Annotated in this window: 23 protein-coding genes and 1 pseudogene; 17 read left to right on the forward strand and 7 right to left on the reverse strand. The window is 64.4% G+C overall.

Features of this window, described 5'->3' with window-relative positions:
- Positions 1–25: 25 nt before the first annotated feature.
- The 6 genes from JQ603_RS25540 (at position 26) to JQ603_RS25565 (ending at position 8,264) form a co-directional block, all read left to right on the forward strand.
- Positions 26–1,084: a radical SAM protein gene (locus JQ603_RS25540; RefSeq protein ID WP_212343441.1), complete on the forward strand. Its 1,059-nt coding sequence runs from the start codon at positions 26–28 to the stop codon at positions 1,082–1,084.
- Positions 1,081–3,027, forward strand: a complete 1,947-nt coding sequence (locus JQ603_RS25545; RefSeq protein WP_212343442.1) for a RiPP maturation radical SAM C-methyltransferase — start codon at positions 1,081–1,083, stop codon at positions 3,025–3,027. The genes JQ603_RS25540 and JQ603_RS25545 overlap by 4 nt, the downstream gene beginning before the upstream one ends.
- Complete coding sequence (locus JQ603_RS25550) at positions 3,024–4,184, forward strand: radical SAM protein (protein ID WP_212343443.1); 1,161 nt, start codon at positions 3,024–3,026, stop codon at positions 4,182–4,184. Before JQ603_RS25545 ends, JQ603_RS25550 begins: the two co-directional genes overlap by 4 nt.
- Positions 4,181–5,596, forward strand: coding sequence for a hypothetical protein (locus JQ603_RS25555; protein WP_212343444.1), 1,416 nt, complete (start codon positions 4,181–4,183; stop codon positions 5,594–5,596). The genes JQ603_RS25550 and JQ603_RS25555 overlap by 4 nt, the downstream gene beginning before the upstream one ends.
- A 22-nt stretch (positions 5,597–5,618) precedes the next feature.
- Entirely contained in the window at positions 5,619–6,458 is an 840-nt protein-coding gene (locus JQ603_RS25560) for an aKG-HExxH-type peptide beta-hydroxylase (RefSeq protein WP_212343445.1), read from the forward strand.
- Between the two features lie 189 nt (positions 6,459–6,647).
- Complete coding sequence (locus JQ603_RS25565; protein WP_212343446.1) at positions 6,648–8,264, forward strand: B12-binding domain-containing radical SAM protein; 1,617 nt, start codon at positions 6,648–6,650, stop codon at positions 8,262–8,264.
- A gap of 5 nt (positions 8,265–8,269) precedes the next feature.
- On the opposite strand, the gene JQ603_RS25570 is transcribed toward JQ603_RS25565, so the two are convergent.
- Positions 8,270–9,658 (reverse strand): MFS transporter, encoded by a 1,389-nt coding sequence (locus JQ603_RS25570; protein WP_212343447.1) that lies wholly within the window; start codon positions 9,656–9,658, stop codon positions 8,270–8,272.
- Between the two features lie 172 nt (positions 9,659–9,830).
- Between JQ603_RS25570 and JQ603_RS25575 the strand changes: the two genes are divergently transcribed.
- The 3 genes from JQ603_RS25575 to cax all read left to right on the forward strand — a co-directional run bounded on the left by JQ603_RS25575 (position 9,831) and on the right by cax (position 12,683).
- A complete protein-coding gene (locus JQ603_RS25575; protein WP_212343448.1) occupies positions 9,831–10,892 on the forward strand; it encodes an isocitrate/isopropylmalate dehydrogenase family protein in 1,062 nt (353 codons plus the stop codon).
- Positions 10,893–11,116: 224 nt separating this feature from the next.
- Complete coding sequence (locus tag JQ603_RS25580; RefSeq protein ID WP_212343449.1) at positions 11,117–11,470, forward strand: UBP-type zinc finger domain-containing protein; 354 nt, start codon at positions 11,117–11,119, stop codon at positions 11,468–11,470.
- Positions 11,471–11,582: 112 nt separating this feature from the next.
- Entirely contained in the window at positions 11,583–12,683 is a 1,101-nt protein-coding gene (gene cax / locus JQ603_RS25585) for a calcium/proton exchanger (protein ID WP_212343450.1), read from the forward strand.
- Between the two features lie 189 nt (positions 12,684–12,872).
- Here cax and JQ603_RS25590 read toward each other — a convergent pair whose 3' ends face one another.
- On the reverse strand, positions 12,873–13,319 hold the full coding sequence (locus tag JQ603_RS25590; protein ID WP_212343451.1) for a hypothetical protein: 447 nt from the start codon (positions 13,317–13,319) through the stop codon (positions 12,873–12,875).
- Positions 13,320–13,648: 329 nt separating this feature from the next.
- Between JQ603_RS25590 and JQ603_RS25595 the strand changes: the two genes are divergently transcribed.
- Positions 13,649–13,861 carry a ClpX C4-type zinc finger protein gene (locus JQ603_RS25595; RefSeq protein ID WP_212343452.1) on the forward strand — a complete coding sequence of 71 codons (213 nt, stop codon included), beginning with the start codon at positions 13,649–13,651 and terminating at the stop codon, positions 13,859–13,861.
- Positions 13,862–13,945: 84 nt separating this feature from the next.
- Here the strand turns inward: JQ603_RS25595 and JQ603_RS25600 are convergent, their stop codons facing one another.
- Positions 13,946–14,143, reverse strand: a complete 198-nt coding sequence (locus JQ603_RS25600; protein WP_212343453.1) for a hypothetical protein — start codon at positions 14,141–14,143, stop codon at positions 13,946–13,948.
- A gap of 292 nt (positions 14,144–14,435) precedes the next feature.
- Here JQ603_RS25600 and JQ603_RS25605 point away from each other — a divergent pair, with 292 nt between their 5' ends.
- Positions 14,436–14,780 (forward strand): hypothetical protein, encoded by a 345-nt coding sequence (locus JQ603_RS25605; RefSeq protein WP_212343454.1) that lies wholly within the window; start codon positions 14,436–14,438, stop codon positions 14,778–14,780.
- Between the two features lie 220 nt (positions 14,781–15,000).
- Here JQ603_RS25605 and JQ603_RS25610 read toward each other — a convergent pair whose 3' ends face one another.
- Positions 15,001–15,408 (reverse strand): hypothetical protein, encoded by a 408-nt coding sequence (locus JQ603_RS25610; RefSeq protein WP_212343455.1) that lies wholly within the window; start codon positions 15,406–15,408, stop codon positions 15,001–15,003.
- Between the two features lie 466 nt (positions 15,409–15,874).
- Positions 15,875–16,918: a medium chain dehydrogenase/reductase family protein gene (locus JQ603_RS25615; protein WP_212343456.1), complete on the reverse strand. Its 1,044-nt coding sequence runs from the start codon at positions 16,916–16,918 to the stop codon at positions 15,875–15,877.
- A gap of 123 nt (positions 16,919–17,041) precedes the next feature.
- On the opposite strand from JQ603_RS25615, the gene JQ603_RS25620 reads away from it, so the two are divergent.
- Positions 17,042–17,407: a hypothetical protein gene (locus JQ603_RS25620; RefSeq protein ID WP_212343457.1), complete on the forward strand. Its 366-nt coding sequence runs from the start codon at positions 17,042–17,044 to the stop codon at positions 17,405–17,407.
- Between the two features lie 199 nt (positions 17,408–17,606).
- Here JQ603_RS25620 and JQ603_RS25625 read toward each other — a convergent pair whose 3' ends face one another.
- Both JQ603_RS25625 and JQ603_RS25630 read right to left on the reverse strand, forming a co-directional pair.
- A complete protein-coding gene (locus JQ603_RS25625) occupies positions 17,607–19,325 on the reverse strand; it encodes a SulP family inorganic anion transporter (protein ID WP_212343458.1) in 1,719 nt (572 codons plus the stop codon).
- A gap of 171 nt (positions 19,326–19,496) precedes the next feature.
- Positions 19,497–20,240 (reverse strand): SDR family NAD(P)-dependent oxidoreductase, encoded by a 744-nt coding sequence (locus tag JQ603_RS25630; protein WP_212343459.1) that lies wholly within the window; start codon positions 20,238–20,240, stop codon positions 19,497–19,499.
- Between the two features lie 149 nt (positions 20,241–20,389).
- Here JQ603_RS25630 and JQ603_RS25635 point away from each other — a divergent pair, with 149 nt between their 5' ends.
- From JQ603_RS25635 to JQ603_RS25650, 5 genes and pseudogenes are all read left to right on the forward strand, one after another.
- A complete protein-coding gene (locus JQ603_RS25635) occupies positions 20,390–21,160 on the forward strand; it encodes a methyltransferase domain-containing protein (protein WP_212343460.1) in 771 nt (256 codons plus the stop codon).
- Positions 21,161–21,371: 211 nt separating this feature from the next.
- On the forward strand, positions 21,372–22,373 hold the full coding sequence (locus JQ603_RS25640) for a DctP family TRAP transporter solute-binding subunit (protein ID WP_212343461.1): 1,002 nt from the start codon (positions 21,372–21,374) through the stop codon (positions 22,371–22,373).
- Between the two features lie 155 nt (positions 22,374–22,528).
- Positions 22,529–23,002: pseudogene (locus JQ603_RS38450) on the forward strand (TRAP transporter small permease); the annotation flags it as partial.
- 210 nt (positions 23,003–23,212) lie between these two features.
- The gene (locus JQ603_RS38455; protein ID WP_333938913.1) at positions 23,213–24,505 is read left to right on the forward strand and encodes a TRAP transporter large permease; all 1,293 of its coding nucleotides are present in this window, start codon (positions 23,213–23,215) and stop codon (positions 24,503–24,505) included.
- Positions 24,506–24,762: 257 nt separating this feature from the next.
- Positions 24,763–26,694, forward strand: a complete 1,932-nt coding sequence (locus tag JQ603_RS25650; protein ID WP_212343463.1) for an alkyl/aryl-sulfatase — start codon at positions 24,763–24,765, stop codon at positions 26,692–26,694.
- Positions 26,695–26,733: the final 39 nt, after the last annotated feature.

Here is a 26,733-nt window from a genome sequence, read left to right on the forward strand (position 1 = left end):
CAGCCGGGATATGAGGTCGTCGGCCATGGCGTTCGGCGCACAATTCTTATCCGATTTTCGTGCGGCGAGGGTGACGCCCGCCAATCTCGTTCTCAACGTCACCCTGAAATGTCCGCTCAAATGTTCGCACTGCTGCTTTTCTTCTGACATGTTTCACGGCGGCCATCTGTCCGCCGCTGACGTCCATCGCTGCATTCGCCAGGCCGCAGAAATCCCGTCGATGGAGATCGTTCATTTCGTCGGTGGCGATCCGATGCTGCATGCCGATATCGTTGCCGAGGCCGTCGCGCTGGCGGCATCACTGGGCTTGCGCGCCGGTATCACCACGAGCGCATTCTGGGCCAAGTCGCCCGCGCGCGCGACGGCGGCCGTCCGGCGTTTGCGCACGGCCGGCCTCACCGAAATGACGTTGTCTTACGACGATCCCCATGCCGAGTTCGTGCCGCTCAATTTCATTGCTAACGCGGTGGCGGCAGCGCGTGAGTGCGGCCTGCTGCTTCGGATCGCGGTGGTGGTTGAAGCGGGCTCGAAGATCACCGCCGCGAGCCTGCGCGCCGATCTCGGTCTTCAGGACGAGCCCGGCATCAACATCTATGAGACCGTCGCCAATTCGACGGGCCGCGGCGAGGGCACGGACGCGGACACGCAGGCCGGGCGCGTTCATCATGCCTCGGCCTATCGCGGTCCCTGCGAGTCCGTTCTTCATACGGTTACGGTCGATCATGAGGGCGGGATTCGGCCGTGTTGCGGCGTGCTGCCTCACTATGACTCGTTGAAGGTGGGGCATATCGAGAAGGAAGGGATTGAAGCCGCCATGCGCGCGGCCGCGGACGACCCGCTCTATAGATGGATCCGGCTGGAAGGACCCGTCGCCATCCTCGCCGCTGTCACGGCCGACGACCCCGTACCGATGCGCGCGGAGGACTTTGACGGCATCTGCACCGCATGCGATCGCATCTTCCGCTCGCCGGAGCTGTTGGCGCGGGTGCGCGAAGCTGCCGAAACGCGCCGCGGCCAGATCGAGACCTGCGAGATCCTGCTGGACGGACAACCGGTGCCTGCCAACATCGCGGCCGTCCCATGAGCACCGATGTCCTCTTCTGCTCGGCACCGGTGATGTCCGTGGTGCGGCCGTCGGCGGCGCTCGGCCTGTTGCAGGCGCTGCTGCGGCAGAGAGGCATTCGCGCCGAGACGCTCTATCTGAATTTGATGTTCGCCGACCGCATCGGGCTCGATTTGAACGAGCAGCTTGCGGAGAAGCTCCCGAGCCAGCTCCTGGCCGGCGACTGGCTGTTTGGCGATTGCCTGGGCGGGCGGCCCGACCGGCCGCAGGTGCAGCGCCACATCCGCGAGCTCGGCACCGCCATCGCGCGCAAGGGGCTGGAGCAGCTCTACGAGATCCGCCGCGACCTGATCCCGTCTTTCGTCGCCGAGGCAGCCGACCGGCTGCTCGAGCGAAATCCCAAAATCATCGGCTTCACCTCGATGTTCGAGCAGACGGCGGCTTCGCTCGCGATTGCGGCCGCGGTCAAGGCGCGCGATCCGTCAGTCGTGGTCTGCTTCGGCGGCGCCAATTGCCACGGTCCGATGGGCGCGGTGCTGCTGAAGAATTTTGCGCAGATCGACTACGTCTTCAATGGCGAGGCCGATACCGTGTTCGGCCCGACCGTGGAGGCGATCCTGCGCGGCGAACAGCCCCGCGGCCTGCCGGGATGCCTGTCGCGCGACCAGCCCGCAACGGGTGCAGCGGCCGGTCCGACCGCGATGGATGCGCTGCCGATTCCCGACTACGCCGATTATTTCGCGCAACTGGCCGGGCTGTCCGAAGCCGCGCGTGTGCGGCCCTCGATCCCGTTCGAGTCCTCGCGCGGTTGCTGGTGGGGCCAGAAACACCATTGCACATTCTGCGGCCTGAACGGGGAGGGCATGGCGTTCAGGGCCAAGTCGGCGCCGCGCGTGCTCGACGAGGTCGAGACGCTGCATGCTCAGTTCGGGATCAACAGGTTCGCCGCGACCGACAACATCCTGGGCATGTCCCACATCGACGGCGTGCTGGGACAGCTCGCCGAGCGCCCGGCGCGCGGCTTCCGTTTCTTCTACGAGATCAAGGCCAACATGGACGAGGCGCAGCTCGAGACGCTGGCGCTCGCGGGGACGGTCTGGTTGCAGCCCGGCATCGAGAGCCTGTCGGATCCGGTGCTGCATCTCATGCGCAAGGGCGTGAGCGCTCTGCTCAATTTGCGTCTGCTGCGCAATTGCCGCGAGCTCGGCGTCGGACTGGTCTGGTCGATCCTTTATGGCTTCCCCGGAGAGCCGCCCGAGGCCTACGACACTGTCGCCGAGATGGTCCCGCTGCTGGAACATCTGCAGCCGCCGGTCGGCTGCGGCCGCATTCGCCTCGACCGCTTCAGCCCCAATTTCGAGCGCGCCGCAGAGCTCGGTTTTCGCAATGTCACGCCGATGCCGGCCTATGGCGCGATCTACGACGTCCCGGACGAGGATCTCGCGAACCTCGCTTATTTCTTCGAGGGCGATGCCCCCGACGCCGCGCGCGAGCAGGATCTGGCGGCGCTGAAGACCGCGAGCGCGGCATGGCGCACGCGCTGGTTCGACCAGCCCTTCGCGCCGCAATTGACGATGACGGCTGTCGGCACTGCCCATCTCGTCAGCGATACGCGGGCATGCGCGCTTCAGCCGTTCTATTGCCCGGCGCCGGCCGAGATTGCCGTGCTCAATCTGCTGCGCAATCCCTGCACGCGGCCAAGCGCCGTTGCGCAGCTCGCAGATCGTTTCGATGCAGCGTCGGTCGAGGCCGCGATGGACGCGGTTTTGGCTCGGCGGTTCGCGGTCGAGATCGAGGGTCGGATGCTGTCGCTGGTCACGGAGGCCGGCCGCGAGATCTTTGACGCCGATGCCCGCGCCGAGTTTCCGCTCGGATTCGTCCTGCCACGCGAACGCACGGCTGTTCGCGCGGCCTTATTGGACGTCCACGACGAGCCGGCAGACCTGGAACGGGTGCAGCCATGACCGTCGAAGTCCGCCCGCTCGGTGACAAGTGCAACATCAAGTGCCGTTACTGCTATCAGGAGGGCATCCGCACCGCCGGCAACGTTCCGACGCGCTACGATCTCGACGCGATCATGGCGACGCTGGACAGGCTGGCGGAGCCGTTCAGCCTGTTCGGCGGCGAGATCATGCTGACGCGCCGGTCCGATCTGGAGCGCCTGATGCAGCTCGGCTTCGACCGTCACGGCGGTGTCGGCATGCAGACCAACGGCACGCTGATCGAGGAGTGCGACATCGAGCTCTTCAGGAAATATCGCGTGCGCATCGGCATCTCGATCGACGGACCGGGACCGCTCAACGATGCCCGCTGGGCCGGCAGCCTCGCGGCAACGCGGCGCGCGACCGCCCGCATCGAGGCCGCGATCGAGACGCTGTGCCGGGAAGGTATGCCGCCGAATGTAATCGTGACGCTGAACCGGATGAACGCTGCGCCGGATCGGCTGGGCGTGCTGTGCGACTGGATCGGATTTTTGGGCGGGCTCGGTGTGCGCAAGCTGCGCCTGCATCTGCTGGAGCAGGACGAAACCGAGGCCGGCGAGGGTCTCGCACTCACCGCGCAGGAGAACCTGGCGGCCCTACGGCGATTGTGCCGGCTCGAACGGGAGTTGCCGTCAGTTCAGTTCGACATCTTCGCCGAGATGGCCGCGATGCTCCGGGGCGAAGACGCCCGCACCTCGTGCGTATTCCATGCCTGCGATCCCTATGCGACCCGCGCCGTGGTGGGCGTCGAGAGCGACGGCCGGCTCGGCAATTGCGGCCGAACCAACAAGGACGGCGTGACCCATCTGCGCGCGAGCCGCGAGGCGTTCGAGCGTCAGCTCTCGCTCTATCGCACGCCGCAGGCCGATGGCGGATGCCAGGGCTGCCGGTTCTTCCTCGCGTGCAAGGGCAATTGTCCGGGCACGGCGATCGGGGGAGACTGGCGGATGCGCTCGGTCGACTGCCCGGTATGGTTCGGTCTGTTCGAGGACATCGAGACCGAGCTTCAGGCGAACGGGGAAACCGTGATCAGCCGGTCGGACCGCCGCTCCGACCTCGAAGCCAAGATGATCGCGGCCTGGTCGATCGGTGACAATCCGACCTTGCATTCGCTGATCCAGCAGGCGGACGCACCATGACGTCCGCCTGGTTGACATGGCCGCGTCCTCCGCTTGCGGCGACCCCGCGCGAGCCTGTTGCCGCCAAGGCGGCTGCACAACGCATCAGCTTCAGCGGGCCGCAAGCCCGTACGCTCTGGCAGCCGCGTCTGGAATGTCTTTGGCATGCCGCGCTCGCGATCGAATTCGAGATGGTGCGCCAAGGGCGCCTTCCGGCGACGCTGGTGTGGACTGGCTATGATGGCGTCGATGCCTTGACGGCGCAGGCACGCGCGATCGGTCTCGAAGCGAAGCCGGTCAAGGCGTCGCTCGGCTATGCTGCGGACTGGCCGCTTGAGGCATCGATCGACGAGCCGAAGCAGCTGCTCGACTATGCGTTCCTGATCGGCGCTGCGCCGCTGGATACATCGATCGCGGAGCCTGCGTCGGATGGACTGGAGCAAGCGGCGATGCGGTTCGGCTATCCCTCCTGCTGCACAAGGTCCTGGGCGAATTACCTCCGGCACGGCGGAAGCGATCCGCTGGCGAGCCTTCTCGCGTGCGACGACAAGGCGCGAATGCCGGCCCACCTCGCGCTCGCGGTTCTGGGACTGGGGCCGGTACGGCACGCGCCGTGTTCGGCGCACTGCTCCGCGACGCGAGATCGTTCCCGCGCGTTCCTCGATCTCGGCGGCGAACTCGGATTTGTCGAAGAGATGGCATGGCTCGAAGAGATCGCCGATTGGGCCGTCGATGCCTCGGTGGTCAACGGCATCGCAGAGGTCACGACGGCGGCCTTCCGCTGCACGTGGCTCTCCGACGAGGGAACGGCGCGGGCTCGGCCGCTGCGTCACGCGGTGAGACGCCCGGAAAAACGCAAGGCCGCGCCGGTCGAACCCGCGGACAACGCCAACATCCTCGCCGAACTCGGCAATGGATTTGAAGCGGCCGGATTCGAAAGCCCCTTCGCCATGCGCTCGCGCTTCAGCACGGTGGTGTGGGAGCAGACCGCCGCGTTGCGCCGCGCCACGTCAGCCGTGCATGTCGGGTGCGGCGACGGGCTCCTGCTGGAGCTGATCGCGCAAACGAAGCCTAAGCTGAGACTGTACGGCACCGAGGAAGATGCTGCGGCAGTGGAGGCCGCGCGCCGGCGCCTCGGCGCTTCCCTGCCGGTGCTCGGCGGGTCCAGCCTCGAGGCGCTTGCGGCGCTGTCGCGCCTTGTACCCGAAGGAGTCGACCTAGCCTTCGTCGATCCGGACCAGCTTGGCGGCCGCGACGCGCTGGCCGCGGTCCGCGCGATCGCAAAAACGGTGATCGTGATTGGCACCGACCGCTCGCTGCACCGGTTCAAGGACATGACTACGTATGCCGCAGCGATGGGGCTCGCCTTGTTGCCTGGACGGGCAGCGAGAGTCTCTGCGGCGCTCTCGCCGGCGAATGATCGCCTGCACTGACCGGTTCGAAGGAGAACGCGCCATGGATGTGACGTCGATTGACTGGGAACGCACGGCACGACCGCAGGCCGATGGCTACGACACCGCCGTTGCCCTCGGCCTGATCGAAAGCGAGCCGGCGCCGTGGCGACCGCTGCCGCCGCAGCGGACTCCGGCGAACGGCGCGCCGACCATCGCGGAGGGCAGGGTTGCCCTTCGCACCGAGGATCCATTGCTGCCCGCGCCGCGCTTCGTCCCCGACGCGCAAGCGGCCCCGGCAATGGAGCAGGCGCTTCACTACGTCCGCCGCTGGCCGCTCGCCGCAAGGCAGTGGCCTGACATCGTGCATACGATCCAGTGCTATCACGACACCGAGCAGCCGACCGAAGGGCCCGGCCGCCTCGGTTCGGCCAGCCACTCGGTCGATGCGCGATTCGGCGTCATCGGCCTGACGGTGAACTGCCCGCTCGCGACCGCGCAGGCGATCGTTCATGAAATGGCGCATCACAAGCTGCGGGCATTCGGCGTCGCCAACGAGAATGCGATCCGGATCATCAGCAATCCGCAGGACGAGCTCTATCCCAGCCCGATCGTGGTCGACCGGCCGCGCCCGATGACGGCGGTGCTGCACGCGCAATATTCGTTCATCCACGTCACCCAGCTGGACGTGCACATGCTGGAGCAGGAGGAGGACCCGCTCGTTCGCAGCGACATCCGTGCGCTGCTCGCGCGCAATGCATCCCGGATGGAGAAGGGGTTCGAGACCTTGCGGCAGCATGCCCGCACGGATGCGGCCGGCCGGGAGTTTCTCGGCGCGTTCTTCACCTGGTGCAGCGATGTCCTGGCGAGCAGCCGGAAGATGCTGGCGACCGAGCGCGCCTGATCGGCTCACCCCGGGGCGGGCCGGGTTCCAGCCCCCCGGAATGCCAGATATGCGGCCTGAAGCGACACCCGGCCATGAACGCAGGTTCTTGGCCCAATTACCGCCGCGTTGCGGCGACAGTTTGTCCCTTTTGCCGGGGTGCAAGACGGAAATGCTTTGCTACACTGCACCCGACGCAACAGGAGTTCCATGAAGGTGCCGGGTCCCAACGTGCTGATGCTCTATCCGCTGTTTTCGGCAGAGTCCTTCTGGAGCTTTGGCGAATCCTGCAAGGTGATGGGCGTCAAGCGCCCTGCCGCCCCTTTGGGCCTCATCACCGTTGCCGCGATGCTGCCCGAGAGCTGGACAGTCCGGCTGATCGACTGCAACACGCAAGCCTTCGGCGACGACGACCTCGCCTGGGCCGACGTCGTCTTCACCGGCGGCATGTTGCCGCAACAGTCCGATACGCTGCGCCTGATCGAGCTCTGCCGCGCCGCCGGCAAGCCGGTGGTCGTCGGGGGCCCCGATCCCACCTCCAGCCCCCACATCTACGAGCGGGCCGACTTCCGGGTGCTTGGCGAGGCCGAGGGCGTCATCGATGAGTTCATCGCCGCCTGGGAGGGCGGGGCCCGCTCCGGTGTCTTCACCGCGCCGAAATTCCAGGCCGACGTCACCAAGACGCCGGTGCCGCGCTTCGACCTGCTCAAATTCGAGGACTATCTCTATATCGGCGTGCAGTATTCGCGCGGCTGCCCTTTCACCTGCGAATTCTGCGACATCATCGAGCTCTATGGCCGCGTGCCCAGGACCAAGACGACCGAGCAGATGTTCGTCGAGCTCGAGACGCTCTACAACATGGGCTACCGCGGCCATCTCGACTTCGTCGACGACAATTTCATCGGCAACAAGAAGTCGTTGCGGCAGTTCCTGCCGCAGCTCGCCGAGTGGCAGCGCGCCCACAACTATCCCTTCGAGCTGTCGACCGAGGCCTCGGTCAATCTCGCCGACGATCCTGAATTGCTGGAGTTGATGGGAGCCGCAAATTTCTTCGGCATCTTCGTCGGCATCGAAAGTCCGGATCCCGCGACGCTGGTCGCGATGCGCAAGAAGCAGAACACGCGGCGCAACATCGCCGAGAGCATCCACAAGATCTACGCCGCCGGCATACTCGTCACCGCGGGCTTCATCGTCGGCTTCGACAACGAGAAGGTCTCGATGGCGGAGGCGATGATCGATTTCATCGAGGAGGCCGCGATTCCGGTCGCCATGGTCGGCCTGCTCTACGCGTTGCCGAACACGCAGCTGACGCGGCGCCTCGAGCGCGAGGGCCGGCTGCATCAGGGCCACGACGTGGCGCCGACCATCGGTGCCGATCAGTGCACTGCCGGCATCAACTTCGATCCGGTCCGCCCGTTGCGCGACATCCTGATGGACTACAAGCGGGTACTGGAGCACATCTACAGCCCGGCGGCGTATGCGCGGCGCGTCGACCGCCTGATGACGCTGCTCGACCGATCCAGGCAGCGCCCCGAACTCGCCGAAGGAGACATCCGCGCCAGGCTCGGCGCGATGGAAACGGTGCACCGCGTGGTCAGCGCGCTTCCCGAGGCGCGCGGGCCGCTGTGGCAGACCTTCATGAACTGCGCAAAGCGCGACACCTCATCGGCGCGGATCGCGGTGCAGATGATCGCGGCCTATGCGCATCTCGGGCCGTTCTCGCGCAAGGTCATCGAAGCCATCGATACGCGCCTCGCTGCGATCGATGACGAGCCGGTCGTCCCCGCGGCGGCCATTGACGTGACGGCGGCCCGGCACCTGGCCTGAGCGGTTTACTTCACCGCGAGCCGCAAGAAGCTCATGACGCTGCCGAGCGCGGCAAAGCCCGCGCCGAGGGCCAGCGCGACGGTTGCGCCGTCGTGACCGGCAAGCGCGAAGCAGAGCGCGGCAAGCGCCGCGCCCGTGGTCTGGCCGGTCAGGCGCGCGGTGGCGACGATGCCGGAGGCGCTGCCGCTGCGATGGGGCGGAGCGCTCGACATCACCGCCTTCATGTTTGGCGCCTGGAAGAAGCCGAATCCCATGCCGCAGATCACCATCCGCCAGATGATGTCGGGGATGGCGGGGTTGGACGGAAGCATCGCGAGCAAGGCCATGCCCAGGCCAAGCAGCACGAGGCCGATGCCGCCGAGCAGGCCGACGGCATGGCGGTCGGAGAGACGGCCTGCGATCGGCGCCATGATGCCGACCACCAGCGGCCATGGCGTCATGAAGAAGCCGGTCTCGACCTGGGAGCGCCCGAGCACGTCCTCGAAATAGAACGGCAGCGAGACGAAGGCGAGGCCCTGCACGGCGAAGGAGCACACCGCGGTCGCCGCCGACAGCGCGAACATGGGACGGCTGAACAGGTCGATCGGCAGCATCGGCGCGGGATGGTCGGCATGGCGACGCGTCAGGATGAAGCCGAACGCGATGCCCGCGACCAGCTCGATGCCGACGATGACCGGCGACAGATTGTGCGCGGCGCTGCCGATGCCGGTGATGAACAGGCCGAGGCAGGCCGACGCCAGGATCGCGCCGAGGAAGTCAAAGCCGTGATCGGCGCGCGGCGTCTTCGGCAGCATCGCAAAGCCGATGCCGATCGCGACCAGGCCGAACGGGATGTTGACCGCGAACAGCCACGGCCACGGGCCGAGTGCGAGGATGGCGGAGGCGATCGAGGGGCCGAAGGTGAAGGCGGTCGCGACCACGAGCGCGTTGTGACCGAAACCGCGGCCCAGCATCCTGCCGGGATAGACGAAGCGCACCAGCGCGGTGTTGACGCTCATGATGCCGCTGGCGCCGAGGCCTTGCAGCGTGCGCGCGACCAGCAGGCTGTCCAGCGACCACGCCACCGCGCAGAACAGCGAGGCGATGGTGAACAGGATCAGGCCGCCGAGATAGATGCGCTGATGCCCGACGATCTCGCCGAGCGCCCCGAGCGGCAGCAGCGTCGCCACCAGCGCGATCTGGTAGACGTTGACCACCCAGACCGACTGCTCCGGCGTGACATGCAGGTCGGCGGCAATGGCGGGCAGGGCGATGTTGGCGATCGCGGTGTCGAGCGAGGCCATCGCCAGCGCGGTGAAGATCGCGGTAATCGCCCAGCGCCGCTGCGCAGCCGGAAGGCCGTCGGCGGTGATGTGGTCGGGCTCGCGCGCTGCGGCAGGTAACGTGATTGTCATTGCGTGAGCGCGTTGCTCCGGCGGCGTGGCTAAAACGGACTTTTGGCATGTACTACGCCGAAGGCCGCTGCCACAGGCATATGCTTGCATGCTGTGTATGCGCGAAGGTGAGGCGATGCGGCTGCGCTCTGGCGTATGATCGCGTCGGCTGCCGCAATGACAGGGAAACGCCATGCAAATCGTCGTTCTGCCGGGTGACGGCATCGGCCCCGAGATCACGACCGCGACATCGGGCGTGCTGCGCGCGGCCTCCGAACGCTTCCAGCTCAATCTGCGGCTGGAGGAGCATGCGGTCGGGCATGCGAGCCTGAAGCTATCAGGAACGACCGTGCGGCCCGAACTGCTCGACATCGTCCGCGCCGCCGACGGCCTCATCTTGGGGCCGACCGCGACCTTCGACTTCAAGGACGAGGCGCATGGCGAGATCAACCCGTCCAGGCACTTCCGCAAGAACCTCGACCTCTATGCCAATGTCCGGCCCGCGCGCACTTATGAGGGGCGGCCCGGCCGGCTCGGCGCGTTCGACCTCGTCGTCGTCCGAGAGAACACCGAAGGTTTTTACGCCGACCGCAACATGGAGCAGGGCAATGGCGAGATGCTGGTCACGCCCGACGTCGTGATCTCGCTGCGCCGGATCACGCGCCTGTGCTGCGAGCGCATCGCGCACGCCGCCTGCCGCCTCGCGATGAAGCGGCGCAGGCGTCTCACCATCGTGCACAAGGCCAATGTGCTCAAGATCGGCGACGGCATGTTCCTCGACATCTGCCGCGCGGCGGCGAAGGGCTATCCCGGTCTCGACGTCGACGACATCCTGGTCGATGCCATGATGGCGCATGTGGTGCGGAGCCCCGATCGCTTCGATGTGATCGTCTCGACCAACATGTTCGGCGACATCCTGTCCGATCTCACGGCGGAGCTGTCAGGCAGCCTCGGCCTCGGCGGCTCGCTCAATGTCGGCGACCGCTACGCCATGGCGCAGGCCGCGCACGGCTCGGCGCCCGACATCGCAGGCCAGGACGTCGCCAATCCGATCTCGCTGATCCTGTCGACGGCCCTGCTGCTGGCCTGGCATGGCGAGAAGACGAGCGCCGTGCGTTACGAGGAAGCGGCGCGTGCGATCGAGTCGGCGGTAGCCAAGGCGCTTCGTGAGGGCAGGGCGACGCGCGACGTCGGCGGCAGGCTCGGCACCATCGCGGCGGGGGCGGCGATCGCGGAGATCCTGCAGGCGGAGTGAGTGCTGCTGAGTTTTTGGAGGACTAAAACAAAAAAGTCGAAAAACAACCCCATGCACAGTAGAGCGGCCCTTGATCGATAAGGGATTTTCGCGACGCGTCGCGACGGCATGCGCGGCCGCGATCAAGTTGACCCGTCGGGCAAAACACTGGCAGGATGCTATCGTGGCGGATCGCGGCGCGAATGTATCTGCGCCGGCGGCGCGCACTTGCAATGGGTTGACCTATGAAGCCTGAGCCGGATGGCATCAACCTCGCAGCCAAGCCAAGCGGAACGGGTTGCGTGGAATGCTCGGCTGCAGGCGGGTGGTGGCTGCATCTGCGCCGATGCGTCGAATGCGGTCACATCGGCTGTTGCGATGCCTCGCCCAATCAGCACGCATCGAAACACAATGCGGCGACAGGTCATCCGATCATCACGAGCTTCGAGCCGGGCGAACGATGGTTTTACGACTATCGCACGGGACAGGCTTTCGCCGGCCCGAAGCTTCAAGGCCCGCAATCGCGTCCGTTGGATCAGCCGGTGCCTGGACCCGCCGGGGCGGTGCCTCCGGACTGGCAAACGCGGCTTCATGAATAGGCGGTAGGCGGCACTCCCCGGCGAGGTGGCCCTCTCCGTTGAGCCAGATCAATACTCGCCCCCGCGGCCGCCGGACCTTTCCATCAGCGCAGCGATGGAAAGGGCGGCCGACATGCAGACTCTGCTCAGGGAAATCCGGGATACCCCTTTGCTCTGGATGCTGGTGTTCGTGCCGATCGTGCTGGTGGCCGAGGCGGTGGCCCCGCATTCCCACACGCTGCTGTTCGTGCTGGCCGTGCTTGCCATCGTGCCGCTGGCCGCGCTGCTCAGCCACGCCACCGAAGCGGTCGCCGCGAAGACCGGCGATGCCGTGGGCGGACTGCTCAATGCGACGCTCGGCAATCTGACGGAGCTGATCATCGCCATCGCGGCGCTGCACGCAGGCCAGTACATGCTGGTGAAGGCCTCGATTGCGGGCGCGATCGTCACCAACGCGGTGTTCATGTTAGGGGCCTGCCTGCTGCTCGGCGGCCTGCGCTACCACGTGCAGGAGTACAACCGCGCCGGCGCGCGGCTCTCGTCCGGCCTGCTGCTGATGGCAACCGTCGCCCTGCTTGCGCCGTCCGCAGTCGCCGATCTCGCGCACCTGCCGCAGGACGGGGGCGTCCTGAACAAGCTCAGCCTCGGCATTTCAGTCCTGCTCATCGTCGTTTACGGGCTCGGCCTGTTGTTCTCGCTCGGAACGCACAAGGAATTGTTTGCAAGCGCCGATCATGGCGACGACAAGGAGGCGCACTGGCCGATCGGATTAGCCGTCGGCACGCTGCTGGTCGTCACCGTGCTGGTCGCGCTGGTCAGCGAAATCTTCGTGGAATCGGTGCAGAAGGCGGCGGAGACCTTCGGGATGAGCCCGGCCTTTGTCGGCTTCATCGTCGTCTCGATGGTCGGCGCCGCCGCCGAGTTCACGGTGGCCTTCGCCGCGGCGCGCAAGGACCGGCTCGACATGGTCGTCGGCATCGCGCTGGGCAGCGCCTCGCAGATCGCACTGTTCGTCGCACCCGCGCTGGTGCTGCTCAGCTACGTCGTGGGACCGAAGCCGATGGACCTGCAGTTCTGGCCGGGCGCCGTCACCATGGTGATGATTGCAACGGTGACGTCGGCCTTCATCACCACCAGTGGACGCTCGGCCTGGTTCGTCGGCGCCCTGATGATCTTCATCTATGCGGTGTTTGCACTGACGCTGTATGTCGTCCCGCCGGCGGGCCAGGGATGAGCTTCGCCGGCCCGCCGATATGAATTGGCCCATCGGAGAATGGTGGCCCGCGGCAAGCCATCCTCCGACGCGGCGAATACGCTTTCGCTAAGGCATGATCCGGAAAAGTGCGAAGCGGTTTTCCAGAAAAGATCATGAGAAAACAAAAACCTAAAGCGCGGTGACGATCCGTCCAAATCTCATCGCGCTTTAGTAGGCCCAGTAGCTGCCGGAGGGCGCGCAATAGTCGCTGCCATAATCATAATATGACGCGGCCGGGTAGCCGTAGCCGTAAGCGGGATAACCGCCATAGTAGCCGCCATAGCTTCCATAATAAGCGCTTCGCGCAATCGCGCCGCCGACGACGGCGCCGGCCAGTCCATAACCGAGGCCGCGATAACCGTAGCCGCGATAGCCCCAGCCGCGATAACCGTAACCGCCGCGATAACCCCATCCGACGCCGCGATAGCCATAGCCGCCACGCCAGCCGTAGCCGCCACCCCAGCCGCCAACCCAACGCACTTCCGTCGTGGTCTGATCGACCATCGCTTTCATCGTCGAAAGATGCGTCGGAATCGGCCCGGCCTGGGCGCCGGTGCCGAGAAGCAGGGCGCTCGCAGCGAGGACGAGGGTACGCAGGGAACTCGAGGAGGTCATGATCGATCATCTCCTTGGCTGGAGGCGGCGCGTTCTGCGCGGCCATCGGGCCCATTCCGGTGTGGCGCTGCCGTGGCGGGCTTGATCTAGATCAAGCATATTGGGCATGGCAGCGGGGCGCAGAGGGGCCGCAAGTCTCGGCTGCAGAGGCGAAAGCGAGGTTTCTTCGGCTCGGCAGACGTTTCGGCTTTGGATCCGTAACCGACCTGCCAAGCGCCTCTCATCAAAGACCACGTTTGACCCATCGCCGACATCGGCATGGTTGTATAAGATCATCTCAACCTGCGAACCACCGGGTGACCGAATTCGGCTGGCGGAAGGATCAGAGGATGGCGAACTTGGAATTAGTTTGCTCCTTTTGTGGAAAGGAGCCGAGAGAAGTTGTTTCCGTCGTCAACGCGGTGTCCGTGAACGTAAAAGGCCAGCAAACCGCCGGTACCATTTGCAATGAATGCGTTGAGCTTTGCGTGCAGGTCATCGGTTTGCAAAAGCCGGAGTGGCTTGAGCGACACCGCCAGTTTGTCGCCACGCTAGGAAAGTGACGCGCGACGTCAGCTGTTAGCCGGTAGCTGACCTGCCAGGTACTTCTCGTTGAAGATCGTTTGTGACCAGCAGACGTTTAGAGGTCACCGATCATGATCGCGCCTTTCAACATTGCGGTACAGCGTGATCACAACGATGGCTGGAATTCCCCAGAAGGTTGCTACTAGGAGACCAACAAAACCAAAGGTGTTCGCGTCTTTGCTCCCACCGAGAAGCAATGTGGCCACTAACACCGATATAGCGACCATTCCAACAAGCTTAGCAAAAGACTTCGCGTTCACGAGCCTTGATCCTTGATGTGAATGATCACTCTGCCCCTGATGTTAGCCACAGGGCCGTAGGATGGGTAGAGCCCTTGCGAAACCCATCACGATTTACGTCGGCTGTGTCGATGGGTTTCGCTGCGCTCTACCCATCCTACGCGGTGCGCCTATCTTGCAGCTCATCAGCCGGGACGCAGGTGTACCGTGCCGGCGCGTCGCGTCAGGCGGCGCGCTGACGCCCCTTCCCAGTCTGGAACTTTGCCGACGGTTGGTCGTTCCCGGTGAGCGGGCGCAAATGTAGGCAGAAGCCATGAAATGGATGCTTGTGGTCCTGGTTGGCGGCGTCTCACCCGTCAATACCGATCTGGTGTTCGACAAGTTCAGTGAATGCCTCGCCGCTGAGGAACAAATGCGACAGCACTACGCCGATGCGTTCGACGCGTGGGATCGCATGGCTGCGACGAGAATTGACCGGCGCAGGGACTACAAGAAAGCTCGCGAGACCGAGGCCAAACGGCTGTTGAGCAACGTGGGGACGTGCGTCCCGCATGGCGGCGGTGATCAGCAGCCCGTCACCTCGCAGCAGCAACCTCCCGCCACACCATCGCAACAGCCTGCTACGCCATCCCCGTCGCAGCCGGCGCCGCGAACGTAGCAGCAGCCCGTAGCCCGTAGGATGGGTAGAGCACTTGCGAAACCCATCACGCTTCATGTCGGATGTTGTCGATGGGTTTCGCTGCGCTCTGCCCATCCTACGCGGTGCTGTCTACGGCGGCGCAGCATCCTTGAGACCGCCCGTGCTGCTCCTCGGTAACCACTGGCGGTTAGTCGAATACGCCATCCGCATCTGCAAATCGGTCTCGAAGAAACGAGCCTTAAGCTTTTAGGTCCGTGATCCTCATAATTGCGACCACGTTTCCGTCATTGTACGCCTGCTCTTTCGTGTCCTTGTTGCAGGTCCAGACAAAGTTCTTCTTGCCCGTAAAGACCTTTCCCTCCTGATCGAGCCGAAGCTCCCCTTCGGTGATGTGGCAAACCATGGCATTCATCATCGGGGGGCCCATGGTCTTCGACCCCGGCTGCATGATGACGTCGCGCATCGAGACGGTCTTGAAACCGGGGATGAGGGATGGTGTCTCGCCCTCGTATTCACGCACCACCACTCCTGGCCACGGCGTCGTATCCTTGTAGCCCGCGGTTTGAGCGGAGGCGGGCTTCATCACGGCGGCGGTAGCCGCGGCCAACCCGATTCCCAATGCAGACCTTCGATTGATCTTGCTCATCGCTTTCTCCTGAAGTTACTGCAACGCGGCGCCGCAGAAGCGGCTCACGCATTCTTGGACTGTGAATGGTCATGCGAGACCGAAAAAGGGGCGGTCTCTTAAGGATGCGTACCTGCCGACAGCATTAGTTCTGCTCGTTCGTCCCGAACGGCGACTTCGGCACATCCCGCTTCAACGGCAACTGCATTCTACGCCACCTGAGGTGCTTGAGAAACAGGCGGTTTCGTCTGAAGACCCGATCGGCATACCGTCAAGAGCGGAGGACTGCGGCTCCAAGGAATGCCCGGAGTTGGCCTGAGCTGCCGTCGGGATATCAGCTATCAATGGTTCACCGGACCAAGAGCACGTACTGAGTTCGACTGCCGCTCATGGCCCGTGGCTGACTTTTAGCTCAGAGCGTCGCTGACGCCTCGGGCGCCAGAAGTCGAGGGCCTCATCGTAATATTATCGCCAGCCGCCGGTCGCGTCAGGCGGCGCGCTGGCTGCGTCGCGAGGAGAGATCCGGGCAGAGCACGAGCTTGCCTTCGAGACCGCCAGCCTCGAGACGACGGTGGGCATCGGCGACCTCCTCGAAGGAGATTCGCTCCGCGATGCGCGGCCGGATGGCACCACTTGCCAGAAGCCCGAACAGTTGCTTCAGGTCCTCCTTGAACCAGGTGGGATGTCGCGCCCGCATGGCATTGACCGAGTAAAAGCGGGCTCGCTTGCCGCCGGGCAACAATCTCCACAAGTACAGGCGCGCGATCTCCATCACGATAGGAAGCATTCGACGCTGTGCCTGCACGCTCGCCGAGAAGCCGATGGCACAGAGCAGGCCGCCTGGCTTGAGCGCCGCGTATGAGCGGCGATAGCCGTTTTCGCCGACGCCGTCGACGATGACGTCGAACCCACCCGGCAGAATCCGCGTGAAGTCCTCGTGCTGGTAGTCGATCGGCGCTGCCCCCAGCTTTTGGACGAGCGCCATGTGCTCGCTGCGTACAGTGCCCCACAGCTCGAGGCCGGCCAGCCTCCCAAGCACGAGCAGCGCCTGGCCGACCGCGCCGGCAGCCCCATGAACGAGAACGCGCTGGCCCTGCTGGACCTTGGCCGCGCGGTGCAGAAGTTGGTACGCGGTCGTCCAGCTCAAGATCAGCGCGGCCGCTTCGGCGGCGTCCACGCCTGCGGGCACCCGGGTCAGGTCGGTGGCCCGAAGCGTGCGATACGCGGCGTTCGACCCGACCACCGTCATGTCGGCCACGCGGTCGCCGATCTGAAAGTCGCGCACGCCTTCGCCGAGCTGATCGATTTCTCCCACCACATCGTAGCCCATCACGAATGGCGGACGGAGCCGCATCGTTTGCGGGTAGAGATGCCGCCTGATCAACACTTCGGTATAATTGAGGCTCGATGCGAGGACGCGAACGCGCACCTCGCCGCGGCCAGCGGTCGGCAGGTGGGCGTCGACGACCTCCAGTGTCTCGGGATCACCGAAGCGGCTGACCTGAACAACGCGATTGCGCTGCTCCGTCATGGGCGATCTCCATGCAATGCCGTCATTCAGCGCAAGGGCGGGCAGACTGCCGTCAGGCTCGGAAAATTGAATTGATCCAGATCAAGCTCGAGCGTGCACTGCTTGGAATTCTCCTCGGGCCAAATGACCAGCCGGGTCATCTGGCGCCATCATTCTTATTTTTTATTGGAGGGGAATATGCCTGCAGTCATTATGCAGTTCGTTTCGCATCCAAGACCCGGTAGCGATCTTGCGACCGTCCTACAGCTGGCAAAGGACGGCGCGACACTCTGGAGGAAGCACGGGGCCGATGTCAGCTTTTGGTCGGTGATCGGCGGCGAGGTCGGGAACTACGCCTTCGTCGCTCGCTTTGATAATGTAGAAGCTTATGGCCGGACCTTGGCGTCGCTGGGTGCCGATCCGGCTTTTGTTGAATTTCAAGCCAAGCGGCTGAAGGCCGGGCAATCGGATTGGGTACGCTCCAACGTTGCCATCCAGGTTGAACTTTGACGGAGCGCCTTCTCTCCCGCGTGCGAGACCGCCTTCGGGCGGTCTCTTGCTGTGCGATCGATGTCACCTGCTGGCCCGACGCTGAATTGGCGGATCTCTCGTTGAAGTTCGGTCAGCGCGTGGGATAGGTGGAGCACTTGCGAAACCCATCGGGTTTTACGGCGGGCATTGTCGACGGGTTTCGCTGCGCTCCACCATCTTACGAATCAACCTCGACCTGATCCTCCCATTCGACGTTGTTGATTTCCAGGTAGCTCGAGACGGCCGAGCCGATGGTCGGAAAGAACTGCGCCTCGCCGACCTGGGCGTACAGGCCAAACCGCTTCAGCTTGTCCTTCACGGGATCCTTGAGCTCGGCAAAGCAGAGCTCGATGCCCCTGGCGTGCAGCGCCTCGTCCAGTTCGGCAACGGTATCGCATGCGGTGACGTCGACGCTCGTGACCGGCTCGGCGGCGACGACCAGCCAGCGCACGGGTGTTGGCGATTTCTCGATCGCGGCCAGAATTCGCTCCTTGAAGAACTCGGCATTGGCGAAGAACAGCGGCGCATCCCAGCGGAACAGCACCAGTCCGGGGATCAGGCGGGCATCGGGATATCGCGTGATGTCGTGATAGCCCTTGACGCCGTGCGCCCGCCCCAGAATGGCGGAGTGCGGACGCCAGCCGTCCCACAGAAACTCCGCAATGGCCACCGCGATGGCGAGGCCGATTCCCGGGATAGCGCCGAGCACGGCCACGCCCACGAAGCACAGCACCGTCAACCAGAATTCCCAGCGCTGGATCCGGTAGATTCGTTTGAGGTCGCTGATCTCGATCAGGCCGATCGCGGCTGCGATCACCACCGCCGCCAATGCGGCATTCGGCAGGTGCTGCAACAGGTTCGGCGCAAGCAGCAGAAGAAACGCGATAGCGAGCGCGCCGACGACGCTCGTCAGCTGGGTGCGCGCGCCGGCGGCCTCGGCAACGGGCGTACGCGAGGAGCTGCTGCTGATCGGGAAGCCCTGGAAAAAGCCGGTCGCGAGGTTGGCCGCGCCGAGACCCACCATCTCCTGGTTCGGATCGACCTTGTCGCCCAATCGAGCCGCATAGGTTCGCGACAACACGCTGGTGTCGGCGAACGAGACCAGAGCGATGGCGCAGCCGCCGGCCACGACCGAAACCAGATCGCCATAGCCGATCCAGGGAACGGAGAAGGCCGGCAGACCTTGAGGAAGTGGCCCCAAGACCTTCACGCCATGACCAGTTCCGAGATCGAGTAGTGCAACGACAAGGGTCGCGCCCACGACGGCAATCAGGATTCCCGGCAGCCGTTTGCTGTCCTTGAGCAGCAGGATGACCATCAACGTGCCAAGTCCGACTGCGAATGCGACCCAATTTATCTTGCCGTCGGCGATCCCGCTGGCGATCGCCCACAGGTCTCTCAGCGGTCCCTGGCTCTCGATCGAGAAGCCGAGCAGCTTCGGCAGCTGGCTGATCAGGACGGTCAGCGCAATCCCGTTCATGTAGCCGTACCGTATCGGCTTGGAGAGGAGCTCGGTCACGAACCCCAACCGCGCGATGCCCGCCACAATGAGCACAGCTCCTGAAACGAGCGCCATCATGGCGGCAAGCATTGCGGCACGGGCCGGATCACCGCCGGACAACGGAACAATGACGCCGAGGATGACGGCTGCCAGCGCCGAGTCTGGGCCGAGCACGATGATGCGGCTCGGACCGAACACCGCGTAGGCCAGGAGAGGGACGATGGTTGCGTAGAGGCCGTGGATGCCAGGCAGGCCCGACGCCACGGCATAGGCGATTCCGACCGGGACCAGCATGGTCGCCAGCACGAGACCCGCGAAAACATCGTGCCGAAGCCAATCAGCTTCGTAGTGGCGAAGTGTATCGATGCCGGGCACCCAACGCGTCCAACCGCTCACCGCGCTCACTCCAAAGGCCGGTCGTCATGCGGACCGTCACGGCGAAAGTCTAGAACGTCATCATCGACAGCCTTTGCAAATGACCGGCCCTTGACGCAAATCAACGTTGTCGATGCTTCCACTCTTCGGCGACGCAGCAATATTTCGGACGCGCATCAAGAACCTGCGCTCCTAGAACTGATACCGCCGCAAGCCGCCATCCACCGGGATCACCGTGCCCGTGATGTACCGCGCCACCGGTGAGGCCAGGAACACCGCGAGCGCGGCGAGGTCCTCCGGCTCGCCCCAATAGCCGACCGGGATCTCTTCCTCGGCGAAGCGCTCGCGATAGTCAGGCGGATAGTTGCGGCGGATCTGCTCGCTCATGATGCGGCCGGGCGGGATGCAGTTGATGGTGATGCCGTGCTCGCCGATCTCGCGCGACAGGCCCTTGGCCCAGGCGTGGACGGCGGCCTTGGCGGCGAAGGCGGCGTTGAGGCCTTCGGGCTCGGACTTGCCGGTGATGTTGACGATGCGGCCCCATTTGCGCTCGATCATCTGCGGCAGCAGCGCATGCGCGATGCGGCGGTAGCTGGTGAAGTTCAGCGCGATCGCCTCGTCCCATTTGCTGTCGGGGGCATCGACGGGCAGGGGACGGCTGCCGCCGGCATTGTTGACGAGGATGTCGACATGGCCGAGCTCCTTCACTGCGAAGGCGGCGATCCTCTCGGCTGCATCCTTGGCCATCACGTCCTGCTCGAGCGGTGTGATCAATCCGGAGCCGACTTCCTTCGCCAGCTCGGCCAGCAGGTCGGTGCGCCGCGCCACGCCGACGACGCGCACACCTTCGGCAGCCAAGCCTTTGGCGATGGCGCGGCCGATGCCGATGCTCGCGCCTGTCACGACAGCGGTTTTCGATGTGAGCCCGAGGTCCATGGTTACACGCTCTCTTATTTGCTTTTGCTCTTGCTTGTTGCTGCTCGTTTCCTGCCCGTCCCGCGGGCCATGCGAATTGCCTGAGCGGGACGAGCAGTGGTAACCAAGAGCCACGTTGAAGGAAACACGAAAAAGAAAAGGCTGGAACGATGGTCTGGGATCCGCAGCAATATCTGAAATTCTCCGGCCACCGGCTCCGGCCCGCCGTCGACCTCCTGATGCGGATTCCCGATTTTGCCCCGCGTGCGATCGCCGATCTCGGGGCCGGCGCCGGCAACGTCACCAAGCTGATCAAGGAGCGCTGGCCGGAGGCGGCAGTCACCGGCGTCGAGGGCTCGGCCGAGATGGTTGCCGCCGGCCGCAAGGCCGCGCCTCACGTGGAATGGTCGCATGAGGACCTCGGCCATTGGCGTCCGGCGCAGCAATATGACTTGATCTATTCCAATGCCGCACTGCACTGGCTGCCCAATCATGCGGCACTCTTCCCGTCGGTGATGGAGAAGGTGAAGCCCGGCGGCATGCTCGCGGTGCAGATGCCGCGCAATTTTCTCGCGCCCTCGCATGTGCTGATCGGCGAGACCGCGCTTGATGGTCCCTGGCGCTCCAAGGTCGAGCATCTCGTCACCCCGCCGCCGGTCGAGGGGCCGGCCTTCTATCACGATCTTCTCGCGCCGATGTCGGCCAATATCGACATCTGGGAGACCGAATATCTTCAGGTGCTGGAAGGCGAGAACCCCGTGAAGGAATGGACCAAGGGCACCTGGCTGACGCGCTATCTCGACATTCTCGAGGGCGAGGAGAAGGCCGCTTTCGAAGCGGCCTATGGGACGCGTGTCGCGAAGGCGTATCCGAAGAATGCTGCGGGGCAGACGCTGTTCCCGTTCCGGCGTCTGTTCATCGTTGCCCAGCGCAGAGGCTGATGGCATTGCCGCAATGCGACATAAGCGCTCGCTGCCGGGGACGGCAGCGGATGCCGGGTTGCGTCACGAGCAGTCGTCAAGATAGCTTGGCTGCGTCAAATTGGGCTTAGGTCTAGTTGTTCGGGTGGCGGATTGCTGCCACTACTGACAATGCCAAACCGGGCTGCAAAACAAAAAAGACCCGGTTTTAGAGGTTGTTGGGAGGTTCTTCATGCGCAAGCTGCTCCTTGCGGTTGCCGCCGCGGCCATTCTCGTGGCCCCCGCCACCGCACAGGCCCAGAGCCCTATCGTCATCAAGTTCAGCCACGTCGTCGCCAATGACACGCCGAAGGGCAAGGGCGCGCTGAAGTTCAAGGAACTCGCCGAGAAGTACACCGACGGCAAGGTCAAGGTCGAGGTCTACCCCAACTCCACGCTCTACAAGGACAAGGAGGAGATCGAGGCGCTCCAGCTCGGCTCGGTGCATATGCTCGCGCCATCGACCGCGAAATTCGCGCCGCTCGGGATCAAGGAATTCGAGGCGCTCGACCTGCCCTGGCTGTTCAAGGACGATGTGACCTATTCCAATGCGATGAAGGGCACGATCGGCAAGTGGCTGTTCCAGAAGCTCGAGGCCAAGGGCATCACCGGGCTCGCTTATTGGGACAACGGCTTCCACATGGTCTCTGCCAATCGTCCGCTGACGAAGCCGACGGATTTCCAGGGTCTCAAGTTCCGCATCTCGGGATCGAAGGTTGCGGATCAGTATTTCCGCCTGGTGGGCTCGATCCCGCAGATCATGGCGTTCTCCGAAGTCTACCAGGCGCTGCAGACCGGCGTGGTCGACGGCTGCGAGAACACGGCGTCGAACTATCTGACGCAGAAATTCTACGAGGTGCAGAAGGACATCACGGTGTCCTATCACGCCCATCTGCAATATGCCGTCATCGTCAACTCGAAATTCTGGTCGGGCCTGCCGCCTGATATCCGCACCCAGCTCGACAAGGCGATGAACGAGGCGACCGACTACACCAACTCGATCGCGCGCCAGGAGAACGAGGACGCGCTGGCCGAGATCAAGAAGATGGGCAAGACCAATCTGCATTACCTCACCGACGCCGATCGCAAAGCGTGGCAGGAGGCGATGCAGCCGACCTACAAATGGGCGAAGGGCCGGGTCGGGCAGGAAGTGCTCGACCTCGTCGCCAAGGAACTCGACGTCAAGATGAACTGACGGCCGCGCCCTGCTGAGAACAACACCAACGGTCGGGGGTGATCGCACTCCCGGCCGTTTCGCTCTTGAATGGACGAACCAATACCGGGGGGACCAAGTTGCTGCGTGTGCTGAATCGTTTTCTCGATCATCTCGAGGAATGGCTGATCGCGACGATGATCGCGGCTGCGACGTCGCTCATCTTCGTCGCGGTGCTGCACCGTTACGGCGCGGGACTGTCGATCGATATCGCCAAATGGGCGGAAGCCCGACAACTGGCCTTCCTCGCCGTGCCCGCGCGCGCCGCGTTCACCTGGCTTGCCTCGCTCGATCTGTCCTGGGCGCAGGAACTCTGCATCTACATGTTCATCTGGATGGCGAAGTTCGGCGCGGCCTATGGCGTGCGGACCGGCATCCATGTCGGCGTCGACGTGCTCGTCAACATCCTTCCCGGCGGATCGCGCCGGCGCGTCATCACCTTCGGCCTGCTGTGCGGCGCGCTGTTCACCGCCATCGTCGCTTATTTCGGCGCCGCCTTCGTCGGCCAGATGTGGCAGACCGGCCAGCAGTCCAACGACCTCGAAGCCCCGATGTGGATGGTGTATCTCACGATCCCGCTCGGCTCCGGCCTGATGTGCTTCCGCTTCCTGCAGGTCGCCTGGGCGTTCTACCGCACCGGCGAGCTGCCACATCACGACATGGCCGGTGTCGAAGGCGTCGAGGCTGATCCGGTTCATCCGGCGCCGGTCACGCGCAGCCAGGTCGTCCGCGACGAGCGCAGCCCGCTCGGCTGGATCCTGATGCTGCTGCCGGTCCTGATCGTCGCCGTTTGCTTCGCGCATGCGGGCCACGTGATCACGCTGCCGCAAGGCCTCCGCGTCGCCATCGTGTTCGCCCTCCTGCTCTCGTTGATGCTCACGGGCATGCCGATCTCGATCGCGCTCGGTCTCACCGTGCTCAGCTTCATGTTCACGCTGACCGACGTGCGCACGGAATCGGTGGCGCTGAAGCTGTTCACCGGCATCGAGAATTTCGAGATCATGGCGATCCCGTTCTTCATCCTCGCCGGAAACTTCCTGACCCATGGCGGCGTGGCGCGGCGGATGATCGCGTTCGCGACCGCGCTGGTCGGTCATTGGTACGGCGGTCTCGCCCTGTCGGGCGTGGTGGCCTGCGCGCTGTTCGCCGCGATATCCGGCTCGTCGCCGGCCACCGTGGTGGCGATCGGCTCGGTGATCCTGCCCGCCATGGTGGCGCAAGGGTTTCCGAAACGGTTCGGCGCCGGCGTGATCACGACGTCGGGCTCGCTCGGCATTCTCATTCCGCCGTCGATTCCGATGGTGCTCTACGCCGTCTCGACGAACAGCTCGGTCGGCAAGCTGTTCATCGCCGGCATCGTGCCGGGGCTTGCGCTGGCCACGCTGCTCGGCATGACGACGTTCTATCGCGCCTGGCGCAACGACTATCCGCGGATGCCCAAGGCGACCTTGATGGAGCGCCTCGACGCCTTCCGCAAGTCGATCTGGGGCATCCTGCTGATCGTGATCGTGATCGGCGGCATCTACAGCGGCCTGTTCACGCCGACCGAGGCCGCCGCCGTCAGCGCGGTCTACGCCTTCATCGTCGCGGTGTTCATCTACAAGGATCTGAAGCTGCGCGACGTGCCGCGGGTGCTGCTGTCGTCGGCGAACCTCTCGGCGATGCTGCTCTACATCATCACCAACGCCGTGCTGTTCTCGTTCCTGATGACCTACGAGAATGTGCCGCAGGCGCTGGCGCAATGGATGATCGACCAGGGCCTGGGCTGGATCGGCTTCCTGCTGGTCGTCAACCTCTTGCTGCTGCTGGCCGGCAACGTGATGGAGCCATCCTCGATCATCCTGATCATGGCGCCGATCCTGTTTCCGGTCGCAATCAAGCTCGGCATCGACCCCATTCATTTCGGGATCCTGATGACGGTCAACATGGAGGTCGGATTGTGCCATCCGCCCGTCGGCCTCAACCTCTATGTCGCCTCCGGCATCGCCAAGATGGGAATCACCGAGCTCACGGTCGCGGTGTGGCCGTGGCTGCTGACGATGCTGGGATTCCTCGTGGTGGTGACGTATTGGCCGGGCCTGTCGTTGTGGCTGCCGCGGCTGCTGGGGATGTAGCGGCGAACTCTGAAACCCTCTCCCCTTGCGGGAGAGGGTGGATCGCCGCATAGCGGCGAGACGGGTGAGGGGTTCTCTCCGCTCGCTCAACTCTCGTCTAGTTCGCGGAGACATACCCCTCATCCGGCGCTTCGCGCCACCTTCTCCCGCAAGGGGAGAAGGGAAGAGGGCGCCGTTGCTTCTGTCCTTCCGCCAGCGATAGCAATCGACCGCGAGATGCGGTTAGATGATCGCGCCAGGCCGGGAGGAAGCAGAAAATGACAGGCGCATCCAGCAACGAACCCAAGGACGCAACGCCGTCGGTCATTGCGCAGCATGATGCGATGCTGAACGCGCTGCCGTTTTCCGACACGCGGGATTTCGACGATGCCGCGCGCGGATTCCTCGGCACGATCGACAACGCGGAGATCTCCACGTCGCAAGGCCGGACGGTCTGGAGCCTGAAGCCTTACGGCTTCCTGTCCACTGAGCAGGCGCCGCCCACGGTCAACCCCAGCCTGTGGCGGCAGGCGCGGCTCAACATGCATCATGGGCTGTTCGAGGTGGTGCCCGGCGTCTACCAGGTGCGCGGGCTCGACATCGCCAACATGACGCTGATCGAGGGCGACAGTGGCGTCATCGTCGTGGACACGCTGACGTCGATCGAGGGCGCGCGCGCCGCGCTCAATCTCTACTTCAGGCATCGCGGCTTCAAGCCGGTCGCGGCCGTGATCTTCACGCATACCCACACCGATCATTGGGGCGGCGCGCGCGGCGTGCTGGAAGAGGATGCGCTCGCGACCGGACGCGTGCCGATCATCGCGCCGAACCTGTTCATGGAGCACGCGGTCTCCGAGAACATCATCGCAGGCCCGGCGATGCTGCGCCGGGCGCAGTATCAGTTCGGGCCGTTCCTCGCCAAGGGGGCGCGGGGGCAGGTCGACAACGGACTCGGCAAGTCGATGGCGGCAGGCGGCGTTGCGCTGCTGCGACCGACCGATCTGATCATGGCGACCGGCGACAAGCGCGTGATCGACGGCGTCGAATTCGAATTCCAGATGGCGCCGAACAGCGAAGCGCCGGCGGAGATGCACTTCTTCATCCCGCGCTACAGGGTCTTGAACTTAGCTGAGAACTGCACGCACAATTTCCACAATTTGCTGCCGTTCCGCGGCGCCGATGTGCGCGATGCGCTGGCGTGGTCCAAATATCTGGGCGAGGCGCTGCAATTGTGGGACGGCAAGGTGGAGGCGATGTGCGGCCAGCACCACTGGCCGGTGTGGGGAGCTGAGCGCATCGGCACGATGATCCGCCAGCAACGCGATCTCTACAAGTTCGCGCACGACCAGACCATTCGGCTGATGAACCATGGCCTCAACGCCGCCGAGATCGCCGAGACGATCCAGCTGCCGAAGAGCCTGGAGGGCGCCTGGCACGGCCGCGGCTATTACGGCCACATCCGCCACAATGTGAAGGCGATCTACCAGAAATATCTCGGCTGGTACGACGCCAATCCGGTCAATCTCGATCCGCTGCCGCCGGTGGCGTCGGGCAAGAAGTATGTCGAGTATATGGGCGGCGCGGACGCCATCCTCGCGCGGGCACGGGCGGATTTTGACAAGGGCGAATTCCGCTTCGTCGCGCAGGCGCTCGGCCATCTCGTCTTCGCCGAGCCGGACAATGCGGCGGCGCGTCACCTGCTGGCCGATACGCTGGAGCAGCTCGGCTATGCCGCCGAGAGCTCGACCTGGCGCAACGCCTATCTGTTCGGCGCGCAGGAATTGCGCCAGGGCATGCCGAAGACGCCGCCACGGCCGCCGATGCCGCGCGAGACGCTGGCGGCACTGCGTACCTCGCAGCTCTGGGACGTGCTCGGCATCCGCCTCAACGGCCCCAAGGCGGAAGGAAAGCACATCGTGCTGAACTGGAGCTTTTCCGACACCGGTGAGACCTTCGTGCTCAATCTGGAGAATTGCGCGCTGACCTATGCCGAGGGTGTGCAGGCGGAACGCGCGGATGCCAGCTTCACGCTGGCGCGCGCGACGCTCGATGAAGTCATCGCGAAGCTGACGAGCTTTCCGGAGGCGGTCGCTGCCGGCAAGGTCAAGCTGGCGGGCAATCCGATGAAGCTCGCCGAACTGATGGGATTGATGGACGAATTTCCGAGGATGTTCGAGATCGTCGAGCCGAAGCGGGCGGGGGTGGGGTAGGGACCACACATTCAGTGTCGTCCCGGCCTGCGCCGGGAC

The sequence above is a fragment of the Bradyrhizobium liaoningense genome (genome assembly GCF_018130825.1).
GTDB classification, from domain to species: Bacteria; Pseudomonadota; Alphaproteobacteria; order Rhizobiales; family Xanthobacteraceae; genus Bradyrhizobium; species Bradyrhizobium liaoningense_B.

Bases quoted from the DNA above. Each gene is read 5' to 3' on its own strand.
- JQ603_RS25650 (WP_212343463.1), top strand. From the start codon at position 24,763: ATGACAGGCGCATCCAGCAACGAACCCAAGGACGCAACGCCGTCGGTC.
- JQ603_RS25640 (WP_212343461.1), top strand. From the start codon at position 21,372: ATGCGCAAGCTGCTCCTTGCGGTTGCCGCCGCGGCCATTCTCGTGGCC.
- JQ603_RS25560 (WP_212343445.1), top strand. From the start codon at position 5,619: ATGGATGTGACGTCGATTGACTGGGAACGCACGGCACGACCGCAGGCC.
- JQ603_RS25550 (WP_212343443.1), top strand. From the start codon at position 3,024: ATGACCGTCGAAGTCCGCCCGCTCGGTGACAAGTGCAACATCAAGTGC.
- JQ603_RS25595 (WP_212343452.1), top strand. From the start codon at position 13,649: ATGGCGAACTTGGAATTAGTTTGCTCCTTTTGTGGAAAGGAGCCGAGA.
- JQ603_RS25570 (WP_212343447.1), bottom strand. From the start codon at position 9,658: ATGACAATCACGTTACCTGCCGCAGCGCGCGAGCCCGACCACATCACC.
- JQ603_RS25620 (WP_212343457.1), top strand. From the start codon at position 17,042: ATGACCAGCCGGGTCATCTGGCGCCATCATTCTTATTTTTTATTGGAG.
- JQ603_RS25580 (WP_212343449.1), top strand. From the start codon at position 11,117: ATGAAGCCTGAGCCGGATGGCATCAACCTCGCAGCCAAGCCAAGCGGA.
- JQ603_RS25565 (WP_212343446.1), top strand. From the start codon at position 6,648: ATGAAGGTGCCGGGTCCCAACGTGCTGATGCTCTATCCGCTGTTTTCG.
- JQ603_RS25590 (WP_212343451.1), bottom strand. From the start codon at position 13,319: ATGACCTCCTCGAGTTCCCTGCGTACCCTCGTCCTCGCTGCGAGCGCC.
- JQ603_RS25575 (WP_212343448.1), top strand. From the start codon at position 9,831: ATGCAAATCGTCGTTCTGCCGGGTGACGGCATCGGCCCCGAGATCACG.
- JQ603_RS25615 (WP_212343456.1), bottom strand. From the start codon at position 16,918: ATGACGGAGCAGCGCAATCGCGTTGTTCAGGTCAGCCGCTTCGGTGAT.
- JQ603_RS25630 (WP_212343459.1), bottom strand. From the start codon at position 20,240: ATGGACCTCGGGCTCACATCGAAAACCGCTGTCGTGACAGGCGCGAGC.
- JQ603_RS25635 (WP_212343460.1), top strand. From the start codon at position 20,390: ATGGTCTGGGATCCGCAGCAATATCTGAAATTCTCCGGCCACCGGCTC.
- JQ603_RS25555 (WP_212343444.1), top strand. From the start codon at position 4,181: ATGACGTCCGCCTGGTTGACATGGCCGCGTCCTCCGCTTGCGGCGACC.
- JQ603_RS25610 (WP_212343455.1), bottom strand. From the start codon at position 15,408: ATGAGCAAGATCAATCGAAGGTCTGCATTGGGAATCGGGTTGGCCGCG.
- JQ603_RS25540 (WP_212343441.1), top strand. From the start codon at position 26: ATGGCGTTCGGCGCACAATTCTTATCCGATTTTCGTGCGGCGAGGGTG.
- JQ603_RS25605 (WP_212343454.1), top strand. From the start codon at position 14,436: ATGAAATGGATGCTTGTGGTCCTGGTTGGCGGCGTCTCACCCGTCAAT.
- cax (WP_212343450.1), top strand. From the start codon at position 11,583: ATGCAGACTCTGCTCAGGGAAATCCGGGATACCCCTTTGCTCTGGATG.
- JQ603_RS25545 (WP_212343442.1), top strand. From the start codon at position 1,081: ATGAGCACCGATGTCCTCTTCTGCTCGGCACCGGTGATGTCCGTGGTG.